Annotated in this window: 21 protein-coding genes; 7 read left to right on the top strand and 14 right to left on the bottom strand. The window is 60.2% G+C overall.

Annotation, left to right across the window (positions count from 1 at the left end):
* Window positions 1-24: 24 nt before the first annotated feature.
* From AB5Y59_RS12580 to queF, 6 genes are all read right to left on the bottom strand, one after another.
* The gene (locus AB5Y59_RS12580) at window positions 25-1,032 is read right to left on the bottom strand and encodes an isocitrate dehydrogenase (protein ID WP_368212065.1); all 1,008 of its coding nucleotides are present in this window, start codon (window positions 1,030-1,032) and stop codon (window positions 25-27) included.
* Window positions 1,033-1,174: 142 nt separating this feature from the next.
* Window positions 1,175-1,972, bottom strand: coding sequence for a flap endonuclease Xni (gene xni, locus AB5Y59_RS12575; RefSeq protein WP_368212063.1), 798 nt, complete (start codon window positions 1,970-1,972; stop codon window positions 1,175-1,177).
* A gap of 121 nt (window positions 1,973-2,093) precedes the next feature.
* Window positions 2,094-3,449: a nucleotide 5'-monophosphate nucleosidase PpnN gene (gene ppnN, locus AB5Y59_RS12570; RefSeq protein WP_010673382.1), complete on the bottom strand. Its 1,356-nt coding sequence runs from the start codon at window positions 3,447-3,449 to the stop codon at window positions 2,094-2,096.
* 158 nt (window positions 3,450-3,607) lie between these two features.
* Window positions 3,608-5,209, bottom strand: coding sequence for a diguanylate cyclase (locus AB5Y59_RS12565; RefSeq protein WP_029313929.1), 1,602 nt, complete (start codon window positions 5,207-5,209; stop codon window positions 3,608-3,610).
* Between the two features lie 85 nt (window positions 5,210-5,294).
* Window positions 5,295-7,565, bottom strand: coding sequence for a hypothetical protein (locus AB5Y59_RS12560; protein WP_139737997.1), 2,271 nt, complete (start codon window positions 7,563-7,565; stop codon window positions 5,295-5,297).
* Window positions 7,566-7,681: 116 nt separating this feature from the next.
* Window positions 7,682-8,530 (bottom strand): NADPH-dependent 7-cyano-7-deazaguanine reductase QueF, encoded by an 849-nt coding sequence (queF, locus tag AB5Y59_RS12555; RefSeq protein ID WP_139737996.1) that lies wholly within the window; start codon window positions 8,528-8,530, stop codon window positions 7,682-7,684.
* Between the two features lie 105 nt (window positions 8,531-8,635).
* On the opposite strand from queF, the gene syd reads away from it, so the two are divergent.
* Entirely contained in the window at window positions 8,636-9,184 is a 549-nt protein-coding gene (syd, locus tag AB5Y59_RS12550; protein WP_010673386.1) for a SecY-interacting protein, read from the top strand.
* Between the two features lie 73 nt (window positions 9,185-9,257).
* On the opposite strand, the gene AB5Y59_RS12545 is transcribed toward syd, so the two are convergent.
* The 5 genes from AB5Y59_RS12545 to AB5Y59_RS12525 all read right to left on the bottom strand — a co-directional run bounded on the left by AB5Y59_RS12545 (window position 9,258) and on the right by AB5Y59_RS12525 (window position 12,206).
* Complete coding sequence (locus tag AB5Y59_RS12545; RefSeq protein ID WP_045523591.1) at window positions 9,258-10,043, bottom strand: Zn-ribbon-containing protein; 786 nt, start codon at window positions 10,041-10,043, stop codon at window positions 9,258-9,260.
* Between the two features lie 9 nt (window positions 10,044-10,052).
* Window positions 10,053-10,358, bottom strand: coding sequence for a DNA-binding protein (locus AB5Y59_RS12540; protein ID WP_069651743.1), 306 nt, complete (start codon window positions 10,356-10,358; stop codon window positions 10,053-10,055).
* A gap of 158 nt (window positions 10,359-10,516) precedes the next feature.
* Window positions 10,517-10,753: a DUF2789 domain-containing protein gene (locus AB5Y59_RS12535; protein ID WP_039039420.1), complete on the bottom strand. Its 237-nt coding sequence runs from the start codon at window positions 10,751-10,753 to the stop codon at window positions 10,517-10,519.
* Between the two features lie 59 nt (window positions 10,754-10,812).
* Complete coding sequence (locus AB5Y59_RS12530) at window positions 10,813-11,109, bottom strand: DUF3301 domain-containing protein (RefSeq protein ID WP_039039421.1); 297 nt, start codon at window positions 11,107-11,109, stop codon at window positions 10,813-10,815.
* A 68-nt stretch (window positions 11,110-11,177) separates the two neighbouring features.
* Window positions 11,178-12,206: a DUF3549 family protein gene (locus AB5Y59_RS12525; protein ID WP_368212061.1), complete on the bottom strand. Its 1,029-nt coding sequence runs from the start codon at window positions 12,204-12,206 to the stop codon at window positions 11,178-11,180.
* Window positions 12,207-12,403: 197 nt separating this feature from the next.
* Between AB5Y59_RS12525 and AB5Y59_RS12520 the strand changes: the two genes are divergently transcribed.
* From AB5Y59_RS12520 to ptsG, 6 genes are all read left to right on the top strand, one after another.
* A complete protein-coding gene (locus tag AB5Y59_RS12520) occupies window positions 12,404-12,739 on the top strand; it encodes a YqcC family protein (RefSeq protein WP_010673392.1) in 336 nt (111 codons plus the stop codon).
* Window positions 12,736-13,515 carry a tRNA pseudouridine(65) synthase TruC gene (truC, locus tag AB5Y59_RS12515; RefSeq protein WP_010673393.1) on the top strand — a complete coding sequence of 260 codons (780 nt, stop codon included), beginning with the start codon at window positions 12,736-12,738 and terminating at the stop codon, window positions 13,513-13,515. Before AB5Y59_RS12520 ends, truC begins: the two co-directional genes overlap by 4 nt.
* A 184-nt stretch (window positions 13,516-13,699) precedes the next feature.
* Window positions 13,700-14,140: a flavodoxin gene (locus AB5Y59_RS12510; protein ID WP_270804527.1), complete on the top strand. Its 441-nt coding sequence runs from the start codon at window positions 13,700-13,702 to the stop codon at window positions 14,138-14,140.
* Window positions 14,141-14,667: 527 nt separating this feature from the next.
* Window positions 14,668-15,993, top strand: a complete 1,326-nt coding sequence (locus AB5Y59_RS12505) for a maltoporin (RefSeq protein ID WP_069651741.1) — start codon at window positions 14,668-14,670, stop codon at window positions 15,991-15,993.
* Between the two features lie 90 nt (window positions 15,994-16,083).
* Window positions 16,084-17,058, top strand: a complete 975-nt coding sequence (locus AB5Y59_RS12500; RefSeq protein WP_042015533.1) for a MalM family protein — start codon at window positions 16,084-16,086, stop codon at window positions 17,056-17,058.
* Between the two features lie 429 nt (window positions 17,059-17,487).
* Window positions 17,488-18,921 (top strand): PTS glucose transporter subunit IIBC, encoded by a 1,434-nt coding sequence (gene ptsG, locus AB5Y59_RS12495; protein ID WP_045523587.1) that lies wholly within the window; start codon window positions 17,488-17,490, stop codon window positions 18,919-18,921.
* 162 nt (window positions 18,922-19,083) lie between these two features.
* Here the strand turns inward: ptsG and AB5Y59_RS12490 are convergent, their stop codons facing one another.
* The 3 genes from AB5Y59_RS12490 to glnD all read right to left on the bottom strand — a co-directional run bounded on the left by AB5Y59_RS12490 (window position 19,084) and on the right by glnD (window position 23,390).
* Window positions 19,084-19,467, bottom strand: a complete 384-nt coding sequence (locus AB5Y59_RS12490; RefSeq protein WP_039039426.1) for a DUF3461 family protein — start codon at window positions 19,465-19,467, stop codon at window positions 19,084-19,086.
* 274 nt (window positions 19,468-19,741) lie between these two features.
* Window positions 19,742-20,569 carry a 2,3,4,5-tetrahydropyridine-2,6-dicarboxylate N-succinyltransferase gene (dapD, locus tag AB5Y59_RS12485; RefSeq protein WP_010673400.1) on the bottom strand — a complete coding sequence of 276 codons (828 nt, stop codon included), beginning with the start codon at window positions 20,567-20,569 and terminating at the stop codon, window positions 19,742-19,744.
* A 178-nt stretch (window positions 20,570-20,747) separates the two neighbouring features.
* Complete coding sequence (gene glnD / locus AB5Y59_RS12480; RefSeq protein WP_042015535.1) at window positions 20,748-23,390, bottom strand: bifunctional uridylyltransferase/uridylyl-removing protein GlnD; 2,643 nt, start codon at window positions 23,388-23,390, stop codon at window positions 20,748-20,750.
* Between the last annotated feature and the right edge of the window lie 49 nt (window positions 23,391-23,439).

The raw sequence follows: 23,439 nt of genomic DNA, 5'->3' as shown, positions 1-23,439 counted from the left end.
TAAAATCATATGGTTGGATTCTATTTATAGACGGTCGATGATGGCCTGGGTGAATTCGCTGGTGGACGCTGTGCCCCCCAGGTCACGGGTCACCCGATCACCGGACTCGATGGTCGCCCGCACGGCCTCGCGAATGCGCTCCGCCTTGTCCTGCATGCCGAGATATTCCAGCATCTGGATGGAGGCGAGGATCACCGAGGTGGGGTTGGCGATGTTCTTGCCGGCGATGTCCGGCGCAGAGCCGTGTACCGCTTCGAAGATGGCGGCCCCTTCACCGATGTTGGCGCCTGGCGCCATGCCCAGCCCCCCCACCAGACCGGCACAGAGATCCGAGAGAATGTCGCCGAACAGGTTGGTGGTGACCATCACATCGAAGCGCTCCGGGTACATCACCAGGTTCATGCAGGCGGCGTCGACGATCATCTCCTCGTTCTGGATGTCCGGGTAGCGGGCCGCGACCTGACGGGCCACTTCCAGGAACAGGCCGGAGGTGGACTTGAGGATGTTGGCCTTGTGGATGATGGTGACCTTCTTGCGTCCTTCCTGGCGCGCCAGCTCGAAGGCGAAGGTGACGATGCGCTCGGCCCCTTCCCGGGTGATGATGCTCATCGCCTCGGCGCTCTGATTGTCATCGCTGCGCTTCTGGCCAGCACCGGAGTACATGCCTTCGGTGTTCTCGCGCACCGTGATGATGTCGATGTTGTCGTAACGGCTCTTGGTGCCCTTGAAGGAGAGGACGGGGCGCACATTGGCGTAGAGATTGAACTTCTTGCGCAGGGAGACGTTGATGGAGGTGAAGCCGCCGCCGACAGGAGTGGTGAGCGGGCCTTTCAGGCTGATCTTGTTCTTCTCGATCAGGTCGAGGGTGGCCTGGGGCAGCAGCTCGCCATGTTTTTCCAGGGCTACCAGACCGGCGTCTGCGTATTCGTAGTCGAAGTCACAACCCGCGTGGGTCAGGATCTGGATGGCGGATTCGATGATGCTGGGGCCGATGCCGTCGCCCGGGATGACGGTAATCTTTCTTTTTGACATGAGGCGTATCCACTTCTAGGGAACAGAGGGGGAGGATTCGTCGGCTTTATACCATTTTTGCACCACATCCTCCATGTTTCTTTACATTTTACCCATTTATGTCAACAGGTACGGCCTGTCTTGGGAAATGGTGTGCTGGGGATCACGCCCCGGCACCAGGGACGGGAGGGTAGCGGATCTCCCGCAGGTTGAACCCGAGCGGGATATCGTGCTGCAGCCGGACCAGGCGTTGGGCCAGCAGGGCCTCTTCCCGGTGCTGGCGCAGCTTGAGCAGGGGTCTGGTGGCCTCCTCCCGCTCACAGGCCTCCAGCATGGCAGCCAGGTCCCCGTATTGCTGCAGCAACTGGGTGGCGGTCTTGGGGCCAATGCCGGGCACCCCCTTGATGTTGGAGCCGCTGATACCGGTCAGGGCCCAGAAGTCCACAAGCTGGGTCGGTGTAACGCCGTACTGCTGCTGGACGAAGGCGGCATCCAGCCAGCGTTTGTTGAAGTAATCCCGCACCCGGATCTGCGGGCAGATGAGCTGGCAGAACCCCTTGTCGGTGGAGATGATGGTGGCGCTGGCGCCGTGCTGGGCAATGCCGCTTGCCAGGGTGGCGATGAGATCGTCCGCCTCGTCGGTCTGGGAGAGCAGGGCATCCACACCGCACTCCCAGAAGGCGTCCTGCAGGTCGGCAAGCCCTTCTCTCAGCTCATCCGGCATGGGGGTGCGGCCCTCCTTGTAGGGGGGATAGAGCGTCTTGCGCCAGCTGTGGACCTCACCGTCAAAGACCGCGATGGCGTGGGTCGGCTCGCTGGCCGCCAGGAGCTTCTTGCAGGTGTTGATGAGGTTGGCACGGGTGGCGAGCAGGGCCTGAGCCGGGGTCAGCCCCTGCTGGCTCTGCACCGCGTGCAGTCGGCGGATGAGGTTGAGGGCATCGATGATGAGCAGGTGTGGCATGGGGCACTCCGGGCGTCGGGGAAGCCATTGTAACAATGGTGGCGTCTCCTGCTAACCCCGTAGAAGACCAGTCAATGAAAGAGGGGCCCATGGGCCCCTCCGGTGCATTGTGATGTCCCGACTATTTGACAATCTCGTAGCAGGGAACGTACTGGCTGCCCGGCAGCTTCATGCGCTGCTGCTTGACGAAGCTTTCCAGCAACCTGTCCATCAGGTGCATCAGCTCCTTGTCGCCGTGCAGCTTGAAGGGACCCTTCTTCTCGATGGCCCTGATGCCCCCTTCCTTGACGTTGCCTGCGACGATGCCTGAGAAGGCGCGGCGCAGGTTGGCTGCCAGCAGCTGGGGCGGCTGGTTGCGATGCAGATCCAGGCTGGCCATGCTGGCGTGATCCGGCTCGAACGGCAGCTGGAACTCGGGCTCGATCCGCAGGGACCAGTTGAAGGAGTAGGCATCTCCCACCGATTTGCGGTATTCGCGGATCTTCGGCATCGCCTCCTTCATCACGCGGGCCACCTCGGGCGCATCGCCGATGATGATCCGGTAGAGACTGGTGGCGGCTTCCCCCAGGGTCGCCTTGACGAAGTCGTCGATGGCGCGGAAGTAGTCGGCGCTCTCTTTCGGGCCTGTCAGCACGATGGGGATGGGTTGGCGATCGTTGGCCGGGTGCATCATGATGCCGAGCAGGTAGAGCAGCTCCTCGGCAGTTCCGACCCCGCCCGGGAAGATGATGATGCCGTGACCCAGACGCACGAAGGCTTCCAGCCGCTTCTCGATGTCCGGCAGGATCACCAGCTCGTTGACGATGGGGTTCGGCGGTTCGGCGGCGATGATGGAAGGCTCGGTGAGACCGATGTAACGGCCGTTGCGCACCCGCTGCTTGGCGTGGCCGACGGCGGCCCCTTTCATGGGGCCCTCCATGGCACCCGGACCGCAGCCGGTACAGATGTTGAGCTCGCGCAGACCCAGCTCGCTACCCACTGCCCGGGTGTACTGGTATTCCACCTCGTTGATGGAGTGGCCGCCCCAGCAGACCACCAGGTTGGGGTCGGCGCCGGGCAGGATCGCCTTGGCGTTGCGCAGGATGGCGAACACCACGTTGGAGATATGGGTGGAGCTGGTCAGGTTGACCAGACGATTGGACTCGAGCTGGGTCGACACATAGAGAATGTCCCGCAGCACGGAGAACAGGTGCTCCTGGATGCCGCGGATGATCTCGCCATCGACGAAGGCGTGCTCGGGGGCGTTGAACAGCTCGAGCTTGACCCCGCGCTCGCGCCGGATCACGTGAATATCGAAGGATTTGAAACGTTCCAGTATCTCTTTGGAACTGTCGGTATGGCTGCCGGAGTTGAGGACCGCCAGCGAGCAGTTGCGAAACAGTTGATAGATATCGCTGGAGGCCGTCTGCTTGAGGCGATCCACCTCGAGCTGGGACAGCAGGTCCATGCTGCCCACGGGATTGATGTGTGTAATCATAATTTCCCCTTTCACTCGCTTGTTATCGTTGTGCTTTCCCTGGGGAGAAAACGGGATGCTTTGGCATCCCTCGGGTTCGATAGTAGAGGCAAGGGGGTGGGCAGGGGAATAGGGGGACTGTGCGTTTGCCGCTTTTTTAGCCGCTCCTCAAAGCGGATTCAGGCGAGATTGACCTGATCCCGGCCAGAGTGCTTGGAACTGTAAAGCGCCTTGTCGGCACGCTCGAACGCATCCGTGGTATGGTCGCCGGTCCGAAACAGGGTGGCACCGATGGAGATGGTGATCTCGACCCTGGCATCGCGAAAGCGGAACGGGATGCTCTTGATGGTCTGACGCAGGTTCTCCAGCGGCTTCTGGTACTTGTCCGGATTGATGTTCGGCAGCAGGACCACGAACTCCTCACCGCCAAAGCGGGCGATGAAGTCGGTGTCGCGCAAGGCGTTCTGCAGGGCCTTGGCAACCACCTTCAATGCCTTGTCGCCGGCCATGTGGCCGTAGTTGTCATTGATGTGCTTGAAGTGGTCGATGTCGATGATGGCCAGGCACAGGGGGGTGCCATAGCGTAACCAGCGTTTGTATTCGAGCTCGAGCCGCTCGTCCAGGGCCGCCCGGTTGTGTACCTGGGTCAGGCTGTCGAGGAAGAGCTTGTGTTTCTGGATGGTGAGCCGCTTCTTGTACTCGGCGGTCTCGTCCTTCATCAACCTGAGCTTGGCTTCCATGTTGGAGAGGTGGGTGAGCAGGTGGCGCTCGCGGTTGGCCATCTCCTCCCGCTCCTGCTGCAGCCGGCGGATAGTGTCCAGATGCCCAGAAATGGCGCCTCTGAGTATCTGTGGCGAGTCATGGGCTGCCATGGCGCGATCGATGGCGGCGAGTTCCCGCTCCAGCGCCTGTCCGCTGAGATGGGCGGCATTTTGCAGCGCCCGCCCTTCATCCAGGGATTCGGTAAAGCTGTAATGGACCGAGGAGAGACTCTCGTTCAGGGTGCTGAGAAACGCCTGGGAGGCTTTGCGCTCTTCCCGGGTACCCTCGATGATGAGTTCGATGATCTGCAGGCAGACTTCGGCCAGCAGGGCAGGGGTGATGCCCCCGAGCAACTGGCGGCGGATGTCTGCGAGGCTCTCGCCCACGGCGCCGGCAAAGTCGAGCTCGGTGATGAGACGCTGCAACTCGTCTGAAATCTGGGCATGTGCCTTGATGTCAAAGGAGTCGGTAGGGGCCGGGCTGGAGAGCTCGGTGGGGATCTCCGCCGAAGGGGGGATCAGCGGCTTGCGCGGCAGCAGCTGGATCTTGATCGCCTGCTGGTAGAACTCCAGCAGCCGGATCACCTTCTTCTGGTGATCGCCGATGCCGTAACTCTCTGGGCTGGCGAGAAACTCCTTGAGGGCGCGGCGGGTATCTTCCGGAAACCCCTTGATGGTTTTGAGCTGTTTGCTGCCGAGATCGATGGCTGCCCGGGTCAGGCTGATGGACTCTTCCATGGTGTGGCTGTGCTGCTGCAACAGCTTCTCGATGGCGATCAGATCGGCATCGATGGAGGTGAGCGGAGGGTTGCCTTCAAGTTTCTGCTTGAGCTTGGCGAGCCGGTTGTCGAGCTCGCGATCGTGGCCGCGACAGGCTTGCATCAACTTGCCGATGAACTGGATACTGCGGGTGCGTTCGGCATCGGAGAAGCTCGCCATGCCGTCAAGCTCCTGCTGTTTCTGCTGGAGGGATTCCCTGAGTCTTGCCAGTTGTCCTGTTACGGCAGCCATATCATTCATTCTTCAGGTCGCCCTGTTGTCATTATCGTTTTTGTTTCGTCCAGCAACAGAAAGCCAATCAAAGACCCCGTTGAGTACCTTTTTGTCACGGATTGTCCGCAACCTTCGTCCGTGAAAGCGCAAGCCAGTTAACCCATTGCTTTTCATGAGAAGAATTTACTTTTACCAGTCCCTTGTCAATTGCCATCAAGCAGCATTGCCACACATCTCCGTTAAAAAATGCGGCCTGCTGGCAATCGATGGCGGCCAGCTCAAGCCAGACGCTCTGCTGGCATTTTTCGCTGAGCTGAATGGCACCCGAGAGGGCCAGGTAGCAGAGATCGAACAGGCCGTGGTGATCGAGGGCCATGGCCGCCTTGGGCAGGAAGGGATGACTGACGATGCCGAGGCTGATGCACCTGTCCAGCGGGTGCTCGCAGGGGAAGGCTGCCAGGGTGTCGAGCAGGGTCTGGGCTAGCTGATGCAACTGGGCCACGTGGCGCTGGGGCACCACATAGAGCAGGTGGCCTTCGCGCAGGTCGTAGATGCGGCCATCCTGCGGGGTCAGTTCGTTGACGTAACGGCCGAAGGCCTGCTCTATCTCGCGGCTGACCTGATAGCCGTGCTGCTCCAGGCTGTTGATCAGGAAGGGAACCCGGAACAGCAGGTAGTGCAGCTTGTCGTCAAATTCGCTGGTGGGGCGTTCGCTCAGGTACCAGCGCTCGGATTTTTGCTGGCGCTTTGCCATCTCCCGCGGCCAGCGGCTCATCAGTCGCTGCCAGTTGGCCAGGCCGCTGCGCGGCTCTACCAGCAGGGCCTCTCCCAGCTGTTTGGCATGAAGGCGCGCGACCCGCAGTTTCAGCCAGAGGGTGAAGAACAGATAGATGAAGAGTGCCAACAGCAGCCCGGTGCTGACGCTGGTCCAGAGGTATCGCTCCTGCTGGTGCTGGCTGACGTCGAGTTGCTGTTCCAGCTCCTTGACCTGTTGCACACGCTCCACCTGGGCGTAGTTGTCGCGCACCGCCTCCTGCTCCAGCGCCAGCTGTTGCTGGCGAACCAGTTCGCTGCGCTGGTGGTAATTCTTGTAGCTCTCCAGGGCCTGCTGGAGGTAACCCTTCTGCTCATAGGCGACGGAGAGCAGGCGGAAGATCTCGAATTGGCGCCGGATGTCCCCAATCCGGTTGGCCAGGGTGAGAGCGTTCTCCAACTGCAGGATGGCGATGCCCGCCTCCTGCTGCTTGAGGTGCAACTCTCCCAGCAACAGCAGGGTGTCGATGAGCGACTCCTTGTCATCCCCCAGCTCATGGGACTGGCGTGCGGCGTTCAGGTAGTTTCGCGCCAGGTTGAGGTTGCCGGTCTGCAGGTAGGTCTTGCCTATCTCGAACTTGAGATGGGCGATGCGGGTGCGGTTGCTGCTCTCGTCCAGCAGGTCGAGGGCATTGAAGAAATAGACCAGCGCCATGTTCATCTCGCCCTGATCCCGGTTGAGACGGGCGAGCACGATCAAAGCGTCGCTCAGCATGGAGGAATTGCCGAGGGCATGAAAATAGTTGGCCGCCTCGCTGGCGTATTGCAGCGCTTTTTGTGGCTCCTGCTCTTCCTGATAGAGGCTGACCATCTGGTTCGAGAGCAGGCCGAGGAAGAGGGGATCCTGCAGGGGCTTGGCTTGCTGTTGTGCTTCGATGTATTCCCCCAGTGCAAGCTGGGGCTGACCCAGCGCCTGATAGAGATCCCCGCCCACGGCGCTGGTCCAGGCCCTGGCCAGAGGCTGTTTGGCGTGTTCCGCCCATTTGCGGGTCTCTGCCAGCTGCTGTTTGGCGAGATCGAATTGCCGCTCCTCTACGCTGGCGTTGACGCGTAGCAGACGGCTGTAGACCTGCAACTGGCTCTCCTTGAGGTCGGGATTGGCCAGCAGTTTGTCGAGTTTGTCGAGCAGGGGGGACGCGGCGCCATGGGTATGCTGTTGCAGATTGCGGCTTCGAACCAGCAGATAGAGCCCATGGGCCTGCAGCTCGAACTGCTGCTCTTTCTCGGCCATGGCGATGCCCTGCTCGAAGGACTCCTGTGCCTGGGCGAACTGCCCTAGCTGCTGCAGACACTCCCCCTTGAGCAGATAGGCGCCCGTGGTCTGGGTGGCGGTACCGTAGTTCAGCATCGGCTCGCGATAGCCGTACTCCTGACGGTTGCTGATGATCTGCTTGGGATTGTTGGCCGTGCGTTCGAGGAAGGAGGTGGCAATCTGGGCACATCTGGCGGGATCGGTCAGCACCAGGGTCTGGGCCTGCTGCAGGTCGATGGACAACTGCTCCTTGGCCAGATCCAGATCAGGAGCCGACAGGGAGGACATCATCATTGCCAGAAAAAACAGTTGATTCATTGGATTAAGAACGGCACGGAGGTGCAGGCATGTTATCCAAGCCCACCCCCGCCCGTCCAGAGTTTACTGAGGTGATGCGCAGCGGGCCGCAGCCCGCAGGATGGCGGCGCCGGTGATTACTGGCGAATGAGGCGCAGGTTCGCCGGAACCGGCTCCCAGTCGCTGCGGAAAGGGTTGATGTCCAGGCCGCCGCGGCGGGTGTAACGGGCATGGACGGTCAGTTGTTCCGGGGCGCAGAAGTGTTTGAGATCGGTAAAGATGCGCTCGATGCACTGCTCGTGGAACTCGTTGTGCTGGCGGAACGAGATGAGGTAGCGCAACAGCTTCTCCCGGTCGAGACGCGGGCCGCGATAGTGGATCACCACGGATCCCCAGTCCGGCTGGCTGGTCACCAGGCAGTTGGACTTGAGCAGGTGGCTGTGCAGGGTCTCCTCCACGATCTCGCGACCGGCGGCCCCTTGCAGCAGGGTTTCGTCAAACTCGTAGCCGTCCACCTCGATATCCAGGTTGTCGATGCACTCACCGGGCAGCTGGGCTATCTGGTGGGGGGCCTGGTCGAGGGTGAAGAGGGTGACGCTCACCGGGGCACCAGCGCAGCCACTCAGATCCTGAACCAACAGCGCTTGCACTGCTTCCAGGGAGTCGCAGCGGGTCTGGTTGAAGGAGTTCAGGTAAAGCTTGAACGACTTGGACTCGATGAGATTCGGGCTGGTAGCAGGCACAAAGACCTCCCCGATGGCAACCACGGGCTTGCCTTTGGCATTGAGCCAGGAGAGTTCATACAGGGTCCAGACGTCGCCCCCCTGGAACGGCAGTTCACCTCTCAGGCCAAGATCGTCGCGGTTCAGGCTGCGTGGCACGGGCTGCAGCAGACTCGGGGTGTACTGGCTGATGTAGGCGGACTGCTGCCCCAGGCTCAGGCCTTGCAGCGCACTGGCGCCGGCGTATCTCTCTTGTTTGCTCATGCTGGTTTGCTCACGCTTGTCTGATAAGGGGTTTGATGGTGCAATGGCCCGATTTTTCGATCAGGTACTTGCGGCCATCAGAGGCCGCTATTGTGGGGAATATCGATGTCGGATCAAGTCCTGTCTGCCCTGGAGCAGTTCTTTTTACGCTGGCAGCGCGATGGCGAAGGAAGGCGGGGGCTGCCCCTGTGCGACTGGGAGGCCGACTGGCGCTCTCCTTGCGAGCTGGATGAACCCAGGGAGGGGCGGGTAGCCTGGCGTCCGTTCCAGCGGGAGCAGGCAGCCGACTTCACGGCCATGGCGAACGCCCTGGAACTGACCCTGCATCCCAGCGCCATCGCCCTGTTTGGCCACTGGTTCAGCCGCCCTCTGCCCTGCTCTTTCAAGGGGCTGCGCATCGAACTCATCCTGCCGTGGAACGACGCCGATCTGGATCTGCTCAAGGAGAACCTCATCGGCCACCTGCTGATGCTGCGCAAGTTGAAGCGATCCCCTTCACTCTTCATTGCCACGACCCGCAACGAGATGACGCTGGTCTCCCTCGATAACGAGAGCGGCCAGGTGTGGCTGGAGTGGCTGGACTCCGGGCGGCGCCTGACGCTGGCTCCCTCGTTGCCGGCCTTTCTGGCGCGACTGGAAACCTTGCCCCAGTGATGCCCCATAAGAGAGGGCCTTGCCACCTGGCAAGGCCCTCTCTTTTTAATGCGCCATTGTGCGCGGTGGGCACCTACTCCTTGAAGTCCCAGGAGAGGTTGGAGACCAGCCTGCAAGGCTCGCACCTGAAGTCGAAGATCTCGTGCAGGGGGGCGGCCAGCGCCCATGGACCACCACAGCCAGGGCAGGGGCGAGCCCGCTCTTCGGCGGCGCTCAGGCCGCCTACCCGGTAGAGATAGTAATAGGTGGGGATGCCGCTCAGGAGCTCCAGCCGTCTGGCGAGATCGCTGCCCCGGCGATGAAGGCGGCTGCCCACCTCGCCGATTTCGTGCAGGGCGGCGTGCTCGGCAATGGAGCCGTTCATCTGCAACTGATCGCAGGCCTCCCAATCTTCCTGCCACTTGATGATCTGCTTGTGGTCACCGTTGGCGACGGCGGGCAGCCGATAGAGCGGGATGGGGGCGAAGTGATCGCCACAGCGCAGGGGAGAGCAACTGTGCAGGAAGCTGGTGTAGAGCAGCATCCAGCTGGGACGCTCTCCCTGTTCTGCGCACGGGTCCGTACTGTCCGAGAGCAGATCCGCCCCTTGCAGGTGGAGTTTGGGGGCGAGCAGGCCCGCCTGGTGCAGACCTTGCTCGGCAAGGGCGACCAGCTCGCTCTGGTTGTCAGGGTGCAGGCTGTCCTGCTCCGGGCAGACCACCCGGCTGACGAAATAGCCTTCGTGCATGCTGGTGGGAAACTCCCGCCCCAGGATCTGACCCTGATAGCGCAGCATGTCGAGGTAGTGGACGATGGCTCGTTCGGCCTCCCCGAGGGAGGTATCGCGGTAGCACTCAAAGGTGAGTTCGAGGATATACATGGCGATGGGTCAATCCGGCTTCTGGTTGAGCAGCAGGTCGGTGAGGCGATCGACCTTCTGCTCCAGCCGGGCGAGCTGTTCGCTCAGTTGCTGAAGAGTGACGCTTTCCGTGGCCAAAGGGGGCGCCTCGGGGGCACTGGCGGGGGCGGGCGCTGTCGCCGCGGGCTGGGGTTGTTGCTTCCACTGGCTCAACACCTTGAGCAGCTCGGCCATGGGCACGGGATGGCTGAGGCGGGCCTTGACCATGGCGGTAGAGGGGGTGATCCCCCTGGCACTGAGTTCGTTGGCTATCTGGATGATCTCTTGGGCTGACATCTTGGCTCCTGCACGGCCGTCTTGCTGCGGGTGGATAGTGGCACAGAGCTTAATCAAAGCCTGTCCATCAGGAAAGCGGAGCGAAGGGCGTGGGTGGCGAGAGGGAGGGGATTGGCGGCTCCGCGTCTACCCAACGCTGGCCGCCGGGAGTGCGGGGATCAGGTCCCCTGGCGCAGCATCACGTCCAGTTGGTCGATGGCTTCCGCCCAGTCGGCGTCGTGGCTGAGGGCATCGCGCAGAAAGCCTGCCTGGGAAGGAGTCCAGAACGGCGCGTCGGGCAACTGGGTATGGCGATCGATGGGATGGTCGCGGATAAAACGCTGCTGGCTGATGTCGTCACTGGCCAGCCCCAGCTGGGCAAACAGGGCGGCCATGTCATGGGTGAGCAATTCCATGTCGGTACTCCTTGGAAGGGGGCTGTGGAAGAGTATAGCCAGCCCCCGTGCTCTCAAATCTAGGAGGGGAGACGATGGGGTGGCAGTTCGACACCGGCGACATGCAGCCCCTGCATGCAGAGCTGCCCCTGATAATGGCTCTCTCCGTCGCTGGAGAACTCGAACTGGTAGTAGGTGAGCAGGCGCAGGGGCTTGTGCCCCAGGGCACGGTGTGTCCGCGCCAGCGACAGCAGTTGCAGGTCGTGGTGCTGGCAGTAGCGGCGCATGTATTGCCAGGCCAACTCCGCCTGGCGGCGCTGTTGCCAGAAGGCCCAGCCAACGAGGCCGAGCAGCAAGATCCCAAGCATTTCTCCCATCAGCGGGTTCCTTCTGTGATGTGTGTGGGGCCCTGTTCACCTCAGGCAACAGGGCCGTTGTGTCGGGCCTAGGTGGCAGCGAACAGGCGACCGATGGCCAGACCCAGGGCCTCGCTGCGTTCAGGGTCACGCAGTTTTGCCAGCATATCATTGCGCAATGCCGGTAGCGTGACGAGCTCGGCAAATACCTGGTTGAAGAACTGGGTGGGTTGCAGGGCGAGCTGCTCCAGAAACAGGCCGAGCAGTTCGGGGTGTTTCAGATCGGGCCAGAGGCGGCCAGCGATGGCAAGGAGCAGGGCCGGGCTTGGCCGGGTTTGCAGCAGGGTCAGCAGCTTGTTGGTGCGCAGTCCGTTGCCCGGGCAGGAGGCCAGTGCCCGGCACAGATAGGCCAGGGTTTCGGGGTCAGGCTCGGCGCACTCCTGCTCCTTGCCGATGCGCTCCAGCAATGCGCCTTGCAGGGCAGGAGGCAGGGGGGCGTTCTCCAGGCTCTGGCACAGGGCGTAAAGAGGGGCCTGCGGCAGCATGGGCAAGGCCTTGCAGACCAGTGTCAGGTTGCGTTCAACCTGCAGCCGCTCCGCGAGATCTGCAAACCCTTGCAGTCCCAGGGCCTGCCACCCCTCTTCCCCCGGCGCCGCCAGATAGTGGCAGAGGGCCTCGTAGTAAGCGGAAGGGGCTTGTTCCAGCTGGCGGGCCAGCTTGGCGTGCACACTGGCCATCTTGGCCTCGGCCGGACGGAAGGTGTAGGGGTTGTCCGCCAGACGCTGGGCCTTCTCTTCGTCCAGTTCACCGGTGAGCTTGTAGCCCAGAGTCTCTACCACCTGATCCATAAAATGCTTGGGGCCGCTGGAGATGAGCAGGCCGCGCTCATCGAGGGCGAACTTGAGGAACCAGAGGTAGTGCCTGGATTCGGTCGGCTGGAAGAAGTGCACGCCGAGCCAGGCCTGCTGCTGCAACGGCCAGGGGTAGGGCTCCTGCTGCTGCTCGATGCGCACGAAGAGGTCGCTGGGGAGCGGGCGCACCTGGCGGCCCAGATCGAACAGCTGGAACTGGGTATCGGCCTGGGTCAGAAACTCGGTCAGGGTGTTGATGGAAGACATGAAGAGATCCCGCTTGAAGATAATGCGGGCGATTATAAGGGGGCTGCACCAGATAGCCAGAGGCGGTGATGCAGGGTATGAAGGTGACGGCAACATGGCAGCCATTGCGGGGTCGGTGTATAGTAGCGCCCCTTTTTGATGGCCGTATTGAGTGGGGCCCCGTCGCAGACCGGGCCCGCGATGAGGAAGTGAGCGAGATGAATCAATATCTGCTGGTTGCCGGTCTGCTGGGAGAGCTGACTGCCGAGTTGCAACGTCTGGAACGCTGGCAAGCCGACCATCCGGGGAGCGAGGCGCTGGCAAGCGAGCTGCCGTTTTGTGTCGATACCCTGAGTTTCGATCAGTGGCTGCAGTTCGTGCTGATCCCGCGCATGGAGCAGCTGGTGCTGCTGCAGGCTCCGCTGCCGACCAGCGTCTCCCTCTATCCCATGGCGAGTGAGGTCTATAAAGAGGAGCTGGCGGAGGTCGAGGCCCTGCTTCGTCTGATCGCCCGTTTCGATCTGCTGCTCTCCGGCAAAGTGGTCGAACAATGATGGACGAGCAGACCCGGACAGCGGATGCCTTGCAGCCGACTCTGCTCTATCAGGATGACTGGCTGGTGGCGGTGAACAAACCGTCCGGTCTCCTGGTGCACCGCAGTTGGCTCGACAAGGCCGAGACCCGTTTCGCCATGCAGATGACCCGGGATCTGATCGGGGGTCGTCATGTCTACCCCGTGCACCGACTGGACAGGCCCACTTCGGGTGTGCTGCTGTTTGCTCTCGATCCTGCCGTGGCCCGTACCCTTACCGAGGCCTTTGCTGCCCGTCAGGTCCACAAGGAGTACCTGGCACTGGTGCGGGGATGGGCCCCCGAAGAGGGGCTCATCGACTATCCGCTCAAGGAGCAGCTGGACAAGATTGCCGATGCCTTCAGCGACCCGGATCGCCCCGCCCAGGAGGCGGTGACCGCGTTTCGTCGTCTGCATCAGGTCGAGCTGCCCTTCGCCGTCTCCAAGAAGCATCCCACCAGTCGCTACAGCCTGGTCCGCCTCTTTCCCAAGACGGGGCGCAAGCACCAGCTGCGCCGCCATCTGGATCACCTGTTCCACCCCATCGTCGGTGATACCACCCACGGGGATGGTCGGCACAACCGCTTCTTTCGCGAGCACTACGGGTGCGACCGCCTGCTGCTGATCGCGCACCGTCTGAGCTTCGAGCATCCGGTGCTCAAGGTGCCGATGCGGATCCAGGCGCCCCTGGGCCCCGAGGTGCTGGGTCTGTTCGCCCGTCTGGGCTGGCCTGCCAGCGAGCAAGACTACGGCGCCTGAGCCTCTTTCCATCTGTTGCCTCTGACCGGGCTGTGGCATGCTGTAGCCCAGGTACGTCAGAGGAATGACTTATGGCTCAACGAGATATCGCCTGCGCAATCGCGTGCCCCCCGCCCGTTCAGGGGGTCTCTTCCTACCCATCCCGGTCTTGCCGGGCCCATTGTCTGTCCCTGAGGAGTCGCTGATGGCCGAGATCGACATCCTGGTCGGCACCGTCTACGGCTCTGCCATGCTGGTGGCCGAGACCCTCTCTGATCACCTGCAAGCCAATGGCCATGTCTGCCAGATCTTCGATGACGCGGCGCTGACCGACATCGATGCCTCCCGCTTTCTGCTCATCGTGACCGCCACCACGGGGCAGGGGGATATACCGCCCAATTTGCAGCCCTTTGCCAGTGCCCTAGCCGATCGTGCTCCTTATATGAAGGGATGGCGCTATGCCCTCATCGCCATGGGAGACAGCAGCTATGAACACTTCTGCGGAGCGGGGCGAACGCTGGATGCCCTGTTGCAGGAGCTGGCTGCCGAGCCACTGGTTGTGCGCCTGGAAATCGATGCGACGGTAGAAGATGAGCCTGAAGTGGCGGCGCTGGCCTGGTTGAAAACCTGGGAAAATAGACTGTAGCCAGACCCTTCTCCCCGAGAATAAATTCACCTCCGTGAGTGTGCTGACGGGGGTGTTTTATTTTTGGGGCGTCACGCCTCAGCCTCCAAATATATCCTCTCTTTCGTCCGGTTATTTTTCTCGCAAATTATGATAACCGGTTAGCCATATTCATCATCACCCACGACAAATTGAAAAATTAAAAGTTCCGCATTGAAAGCGATTTCAGTCATGTTTTTGCTACTGCGATACGGATTTATCACTTAACTCTCGTCGCAAATTAATATTTGAAAGCGCTTTCTTTGGTTATTGTTTTTCTTTTTTGTGCTTTTTTTGGGTTGTTGGTGCCAAAAAATGAAATTTTATTGATATTTTGCTGCTGTGACTGTCAGTGGCGTGCGATTTGTCATCGTTTTGTGAATCAGCTCATGTTTGCAGGGAATTTGGGTACCTATAATCGACCCCGGTTATCACCAAAACGTTTTTCCGGTGATAAGAACTTGAATATCAGGATCACACTCCTCTCAGCGGGAATAAGGAAAATGAAAATGAAAGCAAAGTGGCTCCCGATCGCTGCAGCAGTAACCGCAGCCCTGGCTTCTCAAGCCGCCTTCGCCGTTGATTTCCACGGCTACTTCCGTTCCGGTGTCGGTGTTTCCGGTGACGGGGACATGGTCAAATACAACGTCAACAAGGTTGGTCGTCTGGGTAACGAAAATGATACCTACGGCGAAGTCCAGCTGGGTCAGGAAGTCTTCAACAAAGATGGCAAGACTTTCTACGTAGACTCCATGTTTGCCATGACCTCCAACGGCTCCAACGACTGGGAAGGTACTGGTACCGTCTGTAACTTCGACGCCAAGCAGTGCAATGGCGATTCCGAATTCGCACTGCGTCAGTTCAACGTGCAAGCCAAGGGTCTGCTGGGCTTCGCGCCGGAAGCCACCCTGTGGGCCGGTAAGCGTTTCTACCAACGTCACGACATCCACATCTCTGACTTCTACTACTGGAATATCTCTGGTCCGGGTGCTGGTATCGAAGGCATCCAGGCTGGTCCTGGCAAGCTCTCTCTGGCCTGGGTACGCAACGACCGCAGCGCGGCCGATGTGTTCGGTCAGTACAACCAGATTGGTACCGATCCGAATACTGGCGACCCCATCTATCGTAAAAACGAAGATCTGAACGTCAACACCCTGGACGTGCGTTATGCCGGCATCCCGCTGTGGCAGGACGGCTCTCTGGAAGTGGGCGCCATGTATGCCCTGGTCAATGAGACCGACGCCCAGAAAGATCTGAAGAACGACAACATGAAGAACGGCGTCATGCTGACTGCCGAACTGACCCAAGGCATCTTCGGTGGCTTCAACAAGACCGTGCTGCAGTACGGTACCGAAGGCTACTCCAAGACCATGGCCTACTACGGTGACGGTTCCTGGTACGGTGCCGAAGCCAAAGCCGGTGCCGACGGCTACCGCTTCATCAACTGGGGCGTCATCCCGATGGGCAACTCCTGGGAGATGGGTCACCAGCTGGTCTACGGTGTAGGCAACGAGATGTGGAATGGCCACGACAAGACCGAAACCATGTCTGCCGTAGTCCGCCCGATGTACAAGTGGGATGACTTCAACAAGACCATCTTCGAAGGTGGTGTGTTCAAGGACAAGACCAGTTATAACAACGGCGGCAGCGACAAGGATGGCGGTTACAAGCTGACCCTGGCTCAGGCCTGGTCTGCCGGCTCCAGCTTCTGGGCCCGTCCGGAAATCCGGGTGTTCGCCTCTTACTTGGCCAACACAGAAGATCAAGAAGTCTTCGAAGGCAACACCTCCAAAGACACCTATCAGGTTGGCGTACAAGCAGAAGCCTGGTGGTAAGCAATATCTTCAGTTAAGTTAGTCACTGCCCCCTTATGGGGGCAGTTTTGTTTCGCATGATGTGGCAACCGGGTTATGGAGATAAGAAGAATGAAACTGGTAAAGATGTCTATCGCGGCCATGGTTACCGCGCTGCTGGCCGGTTGTTCCGGTAGCATGGTGGTGCCCGTGCAGGAGCACGCCTCCATTCTGAGTAATGCCGATCAGGCCAAGCAGGCGCTCTCCCAGGCAACCAGTTGTTGCACAGGGTTCAACGAATTCAATTATGTCTCCCTGCCGGAAGGCGAGACGCTGCTGGCCATCGACGGCAAGCAGCCCAGTTATCAGTTTGACGAGGGCATGAGCTATTTTGCCGCCTATCGTCTGCCGGCCAATACCGGCAATCTGGCCATCACCCTGGCCTCCCAGGTCAGCAAGACGGTCCTGGTTCCCAAGGTGATCATGCTGGATGCCCAGTTCAAGGTGACTCGCGTGCTGGGTGAGTCGGTCTTTGCCTATCAACCTGCCCACCTGCTCGACAACGACAGGATTGAGGGGCGTGTGTTCGTGGACCGCAGCATGCCGGGCAATCCCGCCACTGAAACCTATATGGTGGTCTATGCGCCGGCCAACGAGACGGCGGGCAGCACCACCATCTTGCACCCCGCGAAGGCCTTTGCCCGTGCCAACGGCACGGTCGAGCCGGATATCAAGGACCCCGTGATCCCCCATTCGCCCTGGGGTCTGGTACAGATAAAGGTCACGGACATGGCCAAGGGACAAGGCCTGGAAGCCGTGTTCAAGCCTGAATACGCCGACAAGGTGGCGATGAGCCAGGCCAAGCCTGCTACCACTGCCGTGGCTGCGACGGCGGCCACCACGGCAGCCGTTGCCGCAGCGCCGAGCAAACCGGCTCCCGCCATGCTGAGCGAGACCGAGAGCTTCTACAACGCCCAGATCGAGAAAGCGGTGAAGGCCGGTGACATCGACAAGGCGATGCAACTCGTGAATGAAGCCGAGCGTGCCGGTTCAACCAAGGCGAAATCGGTCTTTATTGATGCAGTGAAACGTTCACAGAAGAACTAAATATCTCGGTTTATTAAAATCGATATTTATTGGAGGCCTCCCTTGTTGGAGGCCTTTTTAATCGGTAGACTGGATAATATAAATCCGCAATAAGTTACATTTAGTTACAGTGAGTATCATTGGGTATTATTAGGTTTCTTTTTGATTTATTTTGAAGTGGTTTATTTCTTTTTGCGGCGAAGCTATAACAATACGAAATAATATTCAAGACAGTCCCCTCTCTGCTTATTTATTATCTTGTGATCTCTCCTCCAAATTTATTATTCCCTTGTTTCCGACAGAGGCATTTCCACCCCCGCTGGGTTATATTCTGCTGGTCAAAATAAGCAACCCGGGAAACGCACTTGGCGCAGTGACGGATGAAGCACATCGTCATCAATAAACTGCCCTGAGTCGTTGTCGGAAAAAAATCCATTCAGGAGCGCACACATGTTAAAAAATGCTTTCTCTAATCTGCAAAAGGTCGGTAAGGCGCTGATGCTGCCCGTATCGGTCTTGCCCGTTGCAGGTATTCTGCTGGGGGTGGGTGCTGCCCACTTCAGCTGGTTGCCGGAAATCGTCTCCCAACTGATGGAGCAGGCCGGTGGTTCCGTATTCGGCCAGATGGCTCTGCTGTTCGCCGTGGGCGTCGCCCTTGGCTTCACCAATAACGACGGTGTTTCCGGCCTGTCCGCCATCGTCGGCTACGGCATCATGACCGCCACCCTGACTGTGATGGCGCCTGTGATGGGTGTCGAGAAGATCGATACCGGTGTGCTGGGTGGTATCCTCGCCGGTGGCGTGGCTGCCTGGGCGTTCAACCGCTTCTACAAGATCCAGCTGCCAGAGTACCTCGGCTTCTTCGCTGGCAAGCGCGCCGTGCCCATCATCACCGGTTTTGTTTCCATCGGTCTGGGTGTCGTGCTCTCCTTCATCTGGCCGCCGATTGGTGGTGCCATCGGTGCCTTCTCCGACTGGGCTGCCAACCAGAACCCGGTCCTGGCCTTCGGCATCTACGGCGTGGTTGAGCGCTCCCTGATCCCGTTCGGTCTGCACCACATCTGGAACGTGCCGTTCTTCTATCAGGCTGGTACCTGCGTCAACGCCGCCGGTGAAACCGTACACGGCATCATGACCTGCTTCCTGACTGCTGATGACGCTTCCCGTGCTGCCGGTAACGGCTTCGGTCAACTGGCGGGTGGCTACCTGTTCAAGATGTTCGGTCTGCCTGCTGCCGCGTTTGCCATTGCGCACTCCGCCAAGCCGGAAAACCGCGCCAAGATCGTAGGTATCATGGCTTCTGCTGCTCTGACCTCCTTCCTGACCGGTATCACCGAGCCTATCGAATTCTCCTTCCTGTTCGTGGCCCCGGTACTCTACGCCATCCACGCCCTGCTGGCCGGTCTGGCCTATGTCCTGACCAACATGCTGGGTGTCGTTCACGGTCACACCTTCTCCAACGGCTTCATCGACTTCGTGGTGCAATCCCCGCGTGCCGACAATATGCTGCTGCTGGTGGGTCTGGGTCTGGTCTACGCGGTCATCTACTACGTGGTCTTCACCGTGGTCATCCGTGCCATGAACCTGAAAACTCCGGGTCGTGAAGACGAAGCCGCTCAAGAGTCCTCTGCCAGTCAAAGCAAGGACGAGATGTCTGCTGCACTGGTCTCCGCCTTCGGTGGCAAAGAGAACATCGCCTCTCTGGACGCCTGCATCACCCGTCTGCGTGTCGGTGTGAAGGATGTGGCCAAGGTTGACCAGGCTGGTCTGAAGAAGCTGGGTGCCGCCGGTGTGGTGGTGGCTGGTTCCGGTGTACAAGCCATCTTCGGCACCAAGTCCGACAACCTGAAAACTGAAATGGACATCTGGATGAAGAGCAACTGATTGCGCTCCGATATCCGAGTTCCGAAAAGGGAGGCGCAAGCCTCCCTTTTTGCTGGGTTGCGTTTGGTGGCGGGACATGTGCGGGGACTTTCCTGACGGCGCCAGCATGGTGTTACCCAATGAAAAAGGCGCCCCTGGGCGCCTTTGCTGCATCAGACCGGCTTAAAGCTTTTCGAGATCTCGTTCTATCTCGCTGATCTTGTTCTGCACCACCTTTTCCAGATGACGCAAGTCGCGCAGTATCTTCTGCTTGATGTCCGGATCGGCGGAAGGCTGGCCGCCCTGGGTCAGATTGTCCAGCTCATCCACCACGTATTTGAGGTTGGCGTTGATCTCGGTGACATCCTTGTACTCATGGGTCCCCGAGTCGACCAGCATGGTCTTGCGCTGGCGAGGGTATTTGAATTTGACGCTCTTGGCGAAGAATTCACCCTTCTGTTTCTTGAAATAGATCTTGAGGATGTCGTGGTTGGCTTCCTGGCGCAGGGTGTAGCTGTCCACCGAGGTGGGTTCCTGGATCCCCAGGCTCTTGAGATTCTCGTACATCGGGCTTCCTTGGTTTGAAACGATCCTGACCCCTCTATCTTACCCGAGTCCGGACGCCTTGCCTGTGACAGGCGCGCCAAAATTAAATTGGTGTCAAAAAGGTCTTTTTTAATCAACGAGCCAAGGAGGAAGGGTGATGCCTAGTCAGCGCTGCGATAAGCGGTATCGTCTCATGGGGGTGTGCAGTGATGGTGGGGCAGGGGAGTTGGCGCCCGCCCATGAGAGCGGGCATGAAAAAGGGCACCAGAGGTGCCCTTGATGACATCGACGTGGATTACTCGTCGATGGAGCGCAGCAGGGCGTTGATGCCGACCTTGGCGCGGGTCTTGGCATCCACCTTCTTGACGATGACGGCGGCGTAGAGGCTGTACTTGCCGCACTTGGAGGGCAGGGAGCCGGAAACGACCACGGAGCCGGCCGGGACGCGGCCGTAGTGGATTTCGCCGGTTTCGCGGTCATAGATGCGGGTGGACTGGCCGATGAAGACCCCCATGGAGATGACGGAGCCTTCCTCGACGATCACCCCTTCCACCACTTCGGAACGGGCACCGATGAAGCAGTTGTCTTCGATGATGGTCGGGTTGGCCTGCAGTGGCTCCAGTACGCCGCCGATGCCGACGCCGCCGGAGAGGTGCACGTTCTTGCCGATCTGGGCGCAGGAGCCCACGGTGGCCCAGGTGTCGACCATGGTGCCTTCATCGACGAAGGCGCCGATGTTGACGTAGGAGGGCATCAGCACTGTGTTCGGGGCGATGAAGGAGCCTTTGCGCGCAGTCGCGGGCGGCACGACGCGTACACCGGCAGCCTTGAACTGCTCTTCGGTGTAGTTGGAGAACTTCAGGGGAACCTTGTCGTAGTACTGGGCATCGTCGCCCTTGATGATGCCGTTGTCGTTGATGCGGAAGGAGAGCAGCACGGCCTTCTTCAGCCACTGGTGGACGACCCACTCGCCGGCAATCTTCTCGGCAACCCGGGCTTTGCCGGAGTCCAGCAGGTCGATGGCTTCCAGAATGGCGGCCTTGGTGGCGGCATCGACGGAGCCGGGGGTGATGGAGTCACGGCGCTCGAAGGCCGCTTCGATGGTCTGTTGCAACTGGGTCATGACAGGTTTCCTTTATAAAATTCTGTTTGTTGTATCACACTTTTCCAATCGTTTTTAAGGGCTCTCGCCGATTTCTTCAGAATCAGGGCGATTTATTGTACTTGAGTGGTCCAACCATTTGTTCTGATTGAGGAATCAATGCGTCAAAAAGCCTCTTTCGAGGCTTCATCCGAGCGTGTCAGGCACTCTCACCAACCGGTTCCTGGGGGTTGAGCTGATTGACCAGCCTCTCCTCGAGGGCTTGTTGCTCCTCCGGGTTCAGCGGCTCTCCGGCCAGGGTGGTGAGGCTGAAGAAGTCCTCCACCCGCTCACCGATGGTGGTGATCTTGGCGGCATGGAGGGAGAGGCCGCACTGCTGGAACACGGCACCGATACGGGCCAGCAGGCCCGGGGTATCCAGGGCCGTCAGCTCCAGCAGGGTGTGGCGGTTTTCCCCCTTGTGGGGCAGGAAGACCACCCTGGTCGGCACGCTGAACTGGCGGTGGCGTCTGGACAGGGGCTTGCTGCGCAGTACCAGTTTGCCCGGCTCCTGAAGGGCTTTCTCCAGCGCCTTCTTGATGGTGGCGGTACGGTTGGGGCTGATGGGCTCGCCGTTTGGCTCCAGCACGATGAAGGTATCAAGCACGTAGTCGTTGCGCGAATTCATGATCTGGGCGTCGTGGATGCTGAGGTTCTTCTGATCCAGCGCCGAGGCCACGGTGGCAAAGAGGTTGGGAGTATCGCGACAATAGATGAACACCTCGCTACCGCCCCGTATGGGATGCTTGCCGATGAGCACCAGGGGGGCCGGGTTGTCACCGTGGGCGATGATCTTGCGGCAGTGCCAGGCGATCTGCTCCGGGCTGTGGCGCAGGAAGTAATCGGCCTTGAAGTCGTTCCAGAGGGCGGTGACCGCCTCCTGTGGCACCTCGCGCTGGGTCAGGATCTGTCTGGCCTGACGCTGGTTTTCACGGATCTTGAGGCGCATGTCCGGCGGGTTTTCCAACCCCTGGCGCAGGGCCTTCTGGGTGGCGAAGTAGAGTTCGCGCAGCAGGGTGCCCTTCCAGTCGTTCCACAGACTGTCGTTCGTGGCACAGATGTCGGCCACGGTCAGGCAATAGAGCAGGTCGAGGTGCAATTCATCCCGCACCTTCTGGGCGAAGTCGGTGACCACATCCGGGTCGTAGATGTCGCGGCGCTGGGCGGTGACCGACATCAGCAGATGGTGGCGCACCAGCCAGGCGACCAGTCGGCTCTCGTAGCGATCCAGCCCGTGCAACTGGCAGAACTCCAGCGCATCCACGGCCCCGAGTTCGGAATGATCGCCACGCCTGCCCTTGGCGATGTCGTGGAAGAGGGCGGCGATGCTGAGCAGCTCGGGCTTGCGCAACTGGGTGAACACCTCGTGGCAGAGCGGGTGAGTCTGGCGGCTGGCCGGATTCGGGAAGCGATGGATGTTCTGCAGCAGCCTGTGGGTATGTTCGTCCACCGTGTAGGCGTGGAACATGTCGAACTGCATCTGGCCGACGATGAGGTTCCACTGGGGCAGGTAGGCCGCGAGGATCCCGTACTTGTGCATCAGGGTGAGCGGCTGGCCGATGCCGTTGGGGTGGCGCAGGAGCGCCATGAAGAGACGGCGGCACTCGGGTAGATCTTGCAGCCAGCAGTTGAGGGTGCGTCTGGCCTCGCGCAACTGGCGCAAGGTGGCGGAGTGGATGCCGGCAATCTCCGGGTGCTGGGCTATCTGGTAGAAGAGTCGCAGGATGGCGGCAGGATCCCGGCCGAACAGCTCGGAGTCCACCGCATCGATGAGGCGGCCGCGTAGCTGGAATTCGTCGCTGATGCGGCGCACGTCCATGGCGGTGTTGCCGAGAATGGCCTCGTCAAAGAGTTGCAGCAGCATCTCGTTGAGCTCGGCCACCCGCCGAACCGTCTGGTAGAAGCGCTTCATCATCTGCTCGACCGGGCCGTTGCCTTCCCCCTCGAACCCCAGCATCTGGGCCACGGTGCGCTGGCGGTCGAACAAGAGACGGTTATCCCCCTTGTTGATGGCCATGTGCAGGGCGAAGCGCACCTTCCACAGGAAGTTCTGACAGTCGAGCAGCTCCCGGTACTCGGCCCGGTTGAGAAAACCGTGGCTGGTCATCTCGAACAGGGTGGTGGCGCCGAAGTGGCGGCGGGCGACCCAGGCCAGGGTTTGGATGTCGCGAAGGCCCCCGGGATTGTTCTTGAGATCCGGCTCCAGCTTGTAGGCGGTGCCGAGAAACTGCTGGTGGCGCAGGGCCTGCTCTTCGCGTTTGGCACGAAAGAAGGCTTCGCTCGGCCAGAAGTGCTGGGGCTGGGTGGCCGCCTGCAACTGTTCGAATCCCGCCAGGCGACCCGTGATGTAACGGGCCTCGATGAGGTTGGTGGCAACCGTGATGTCGTTGCGGCCCTGCTCGATGCACTCGGCCACGTTGCGCACCGACTGCCCTACTTCCAGCTTGAGATCCCACAAGAGGGTGATGAACTCGCCGATGCGAAGCCCCAGCACCTCGTCCAGTTCATCTCCTTCGTAGAGGATCAGCAGGTCGATGTCGGAGTGGGGGTGCAGCTCGCCGCGGCCATAGCCGCCTACCGCAATCAGGGTGAGCTCGGTCCTGTCGAAGCCGAACTTGTGCCAGAGCCTGGTCAGCAGCGCGTCCATGTATTCGGAGCGGGTGGCCACCAGTTCGATGATGTTGTCACCGGCGTCGAAGCGCTCGTGCAGCCAGGCGAGAAAGCGGCTCAGGTACTCCTTGCAGTTGTCACGGGTGAGCTGATCGTCTGGGAGCAGATGGGGAGAAAGCAGGCTGGCATCCATGGCATGTCACACTCTCGGTCGGGCCGGGTAAAGAGCAACCCCGGCGCGC

Origin of the sequence: Aeromonas sp. s10, from assembly GCF_040907975.1 — a bacterium.
GTDB lineage: Bacteria > Pseudomonadota > Gammaproteobacteria > Enterobacterales > Aeromonadaceae > Aeromonas > Aeromonas caviae.
This window is presented reverse-complemented; position numbering and strand designations above follow the sequence as displayed.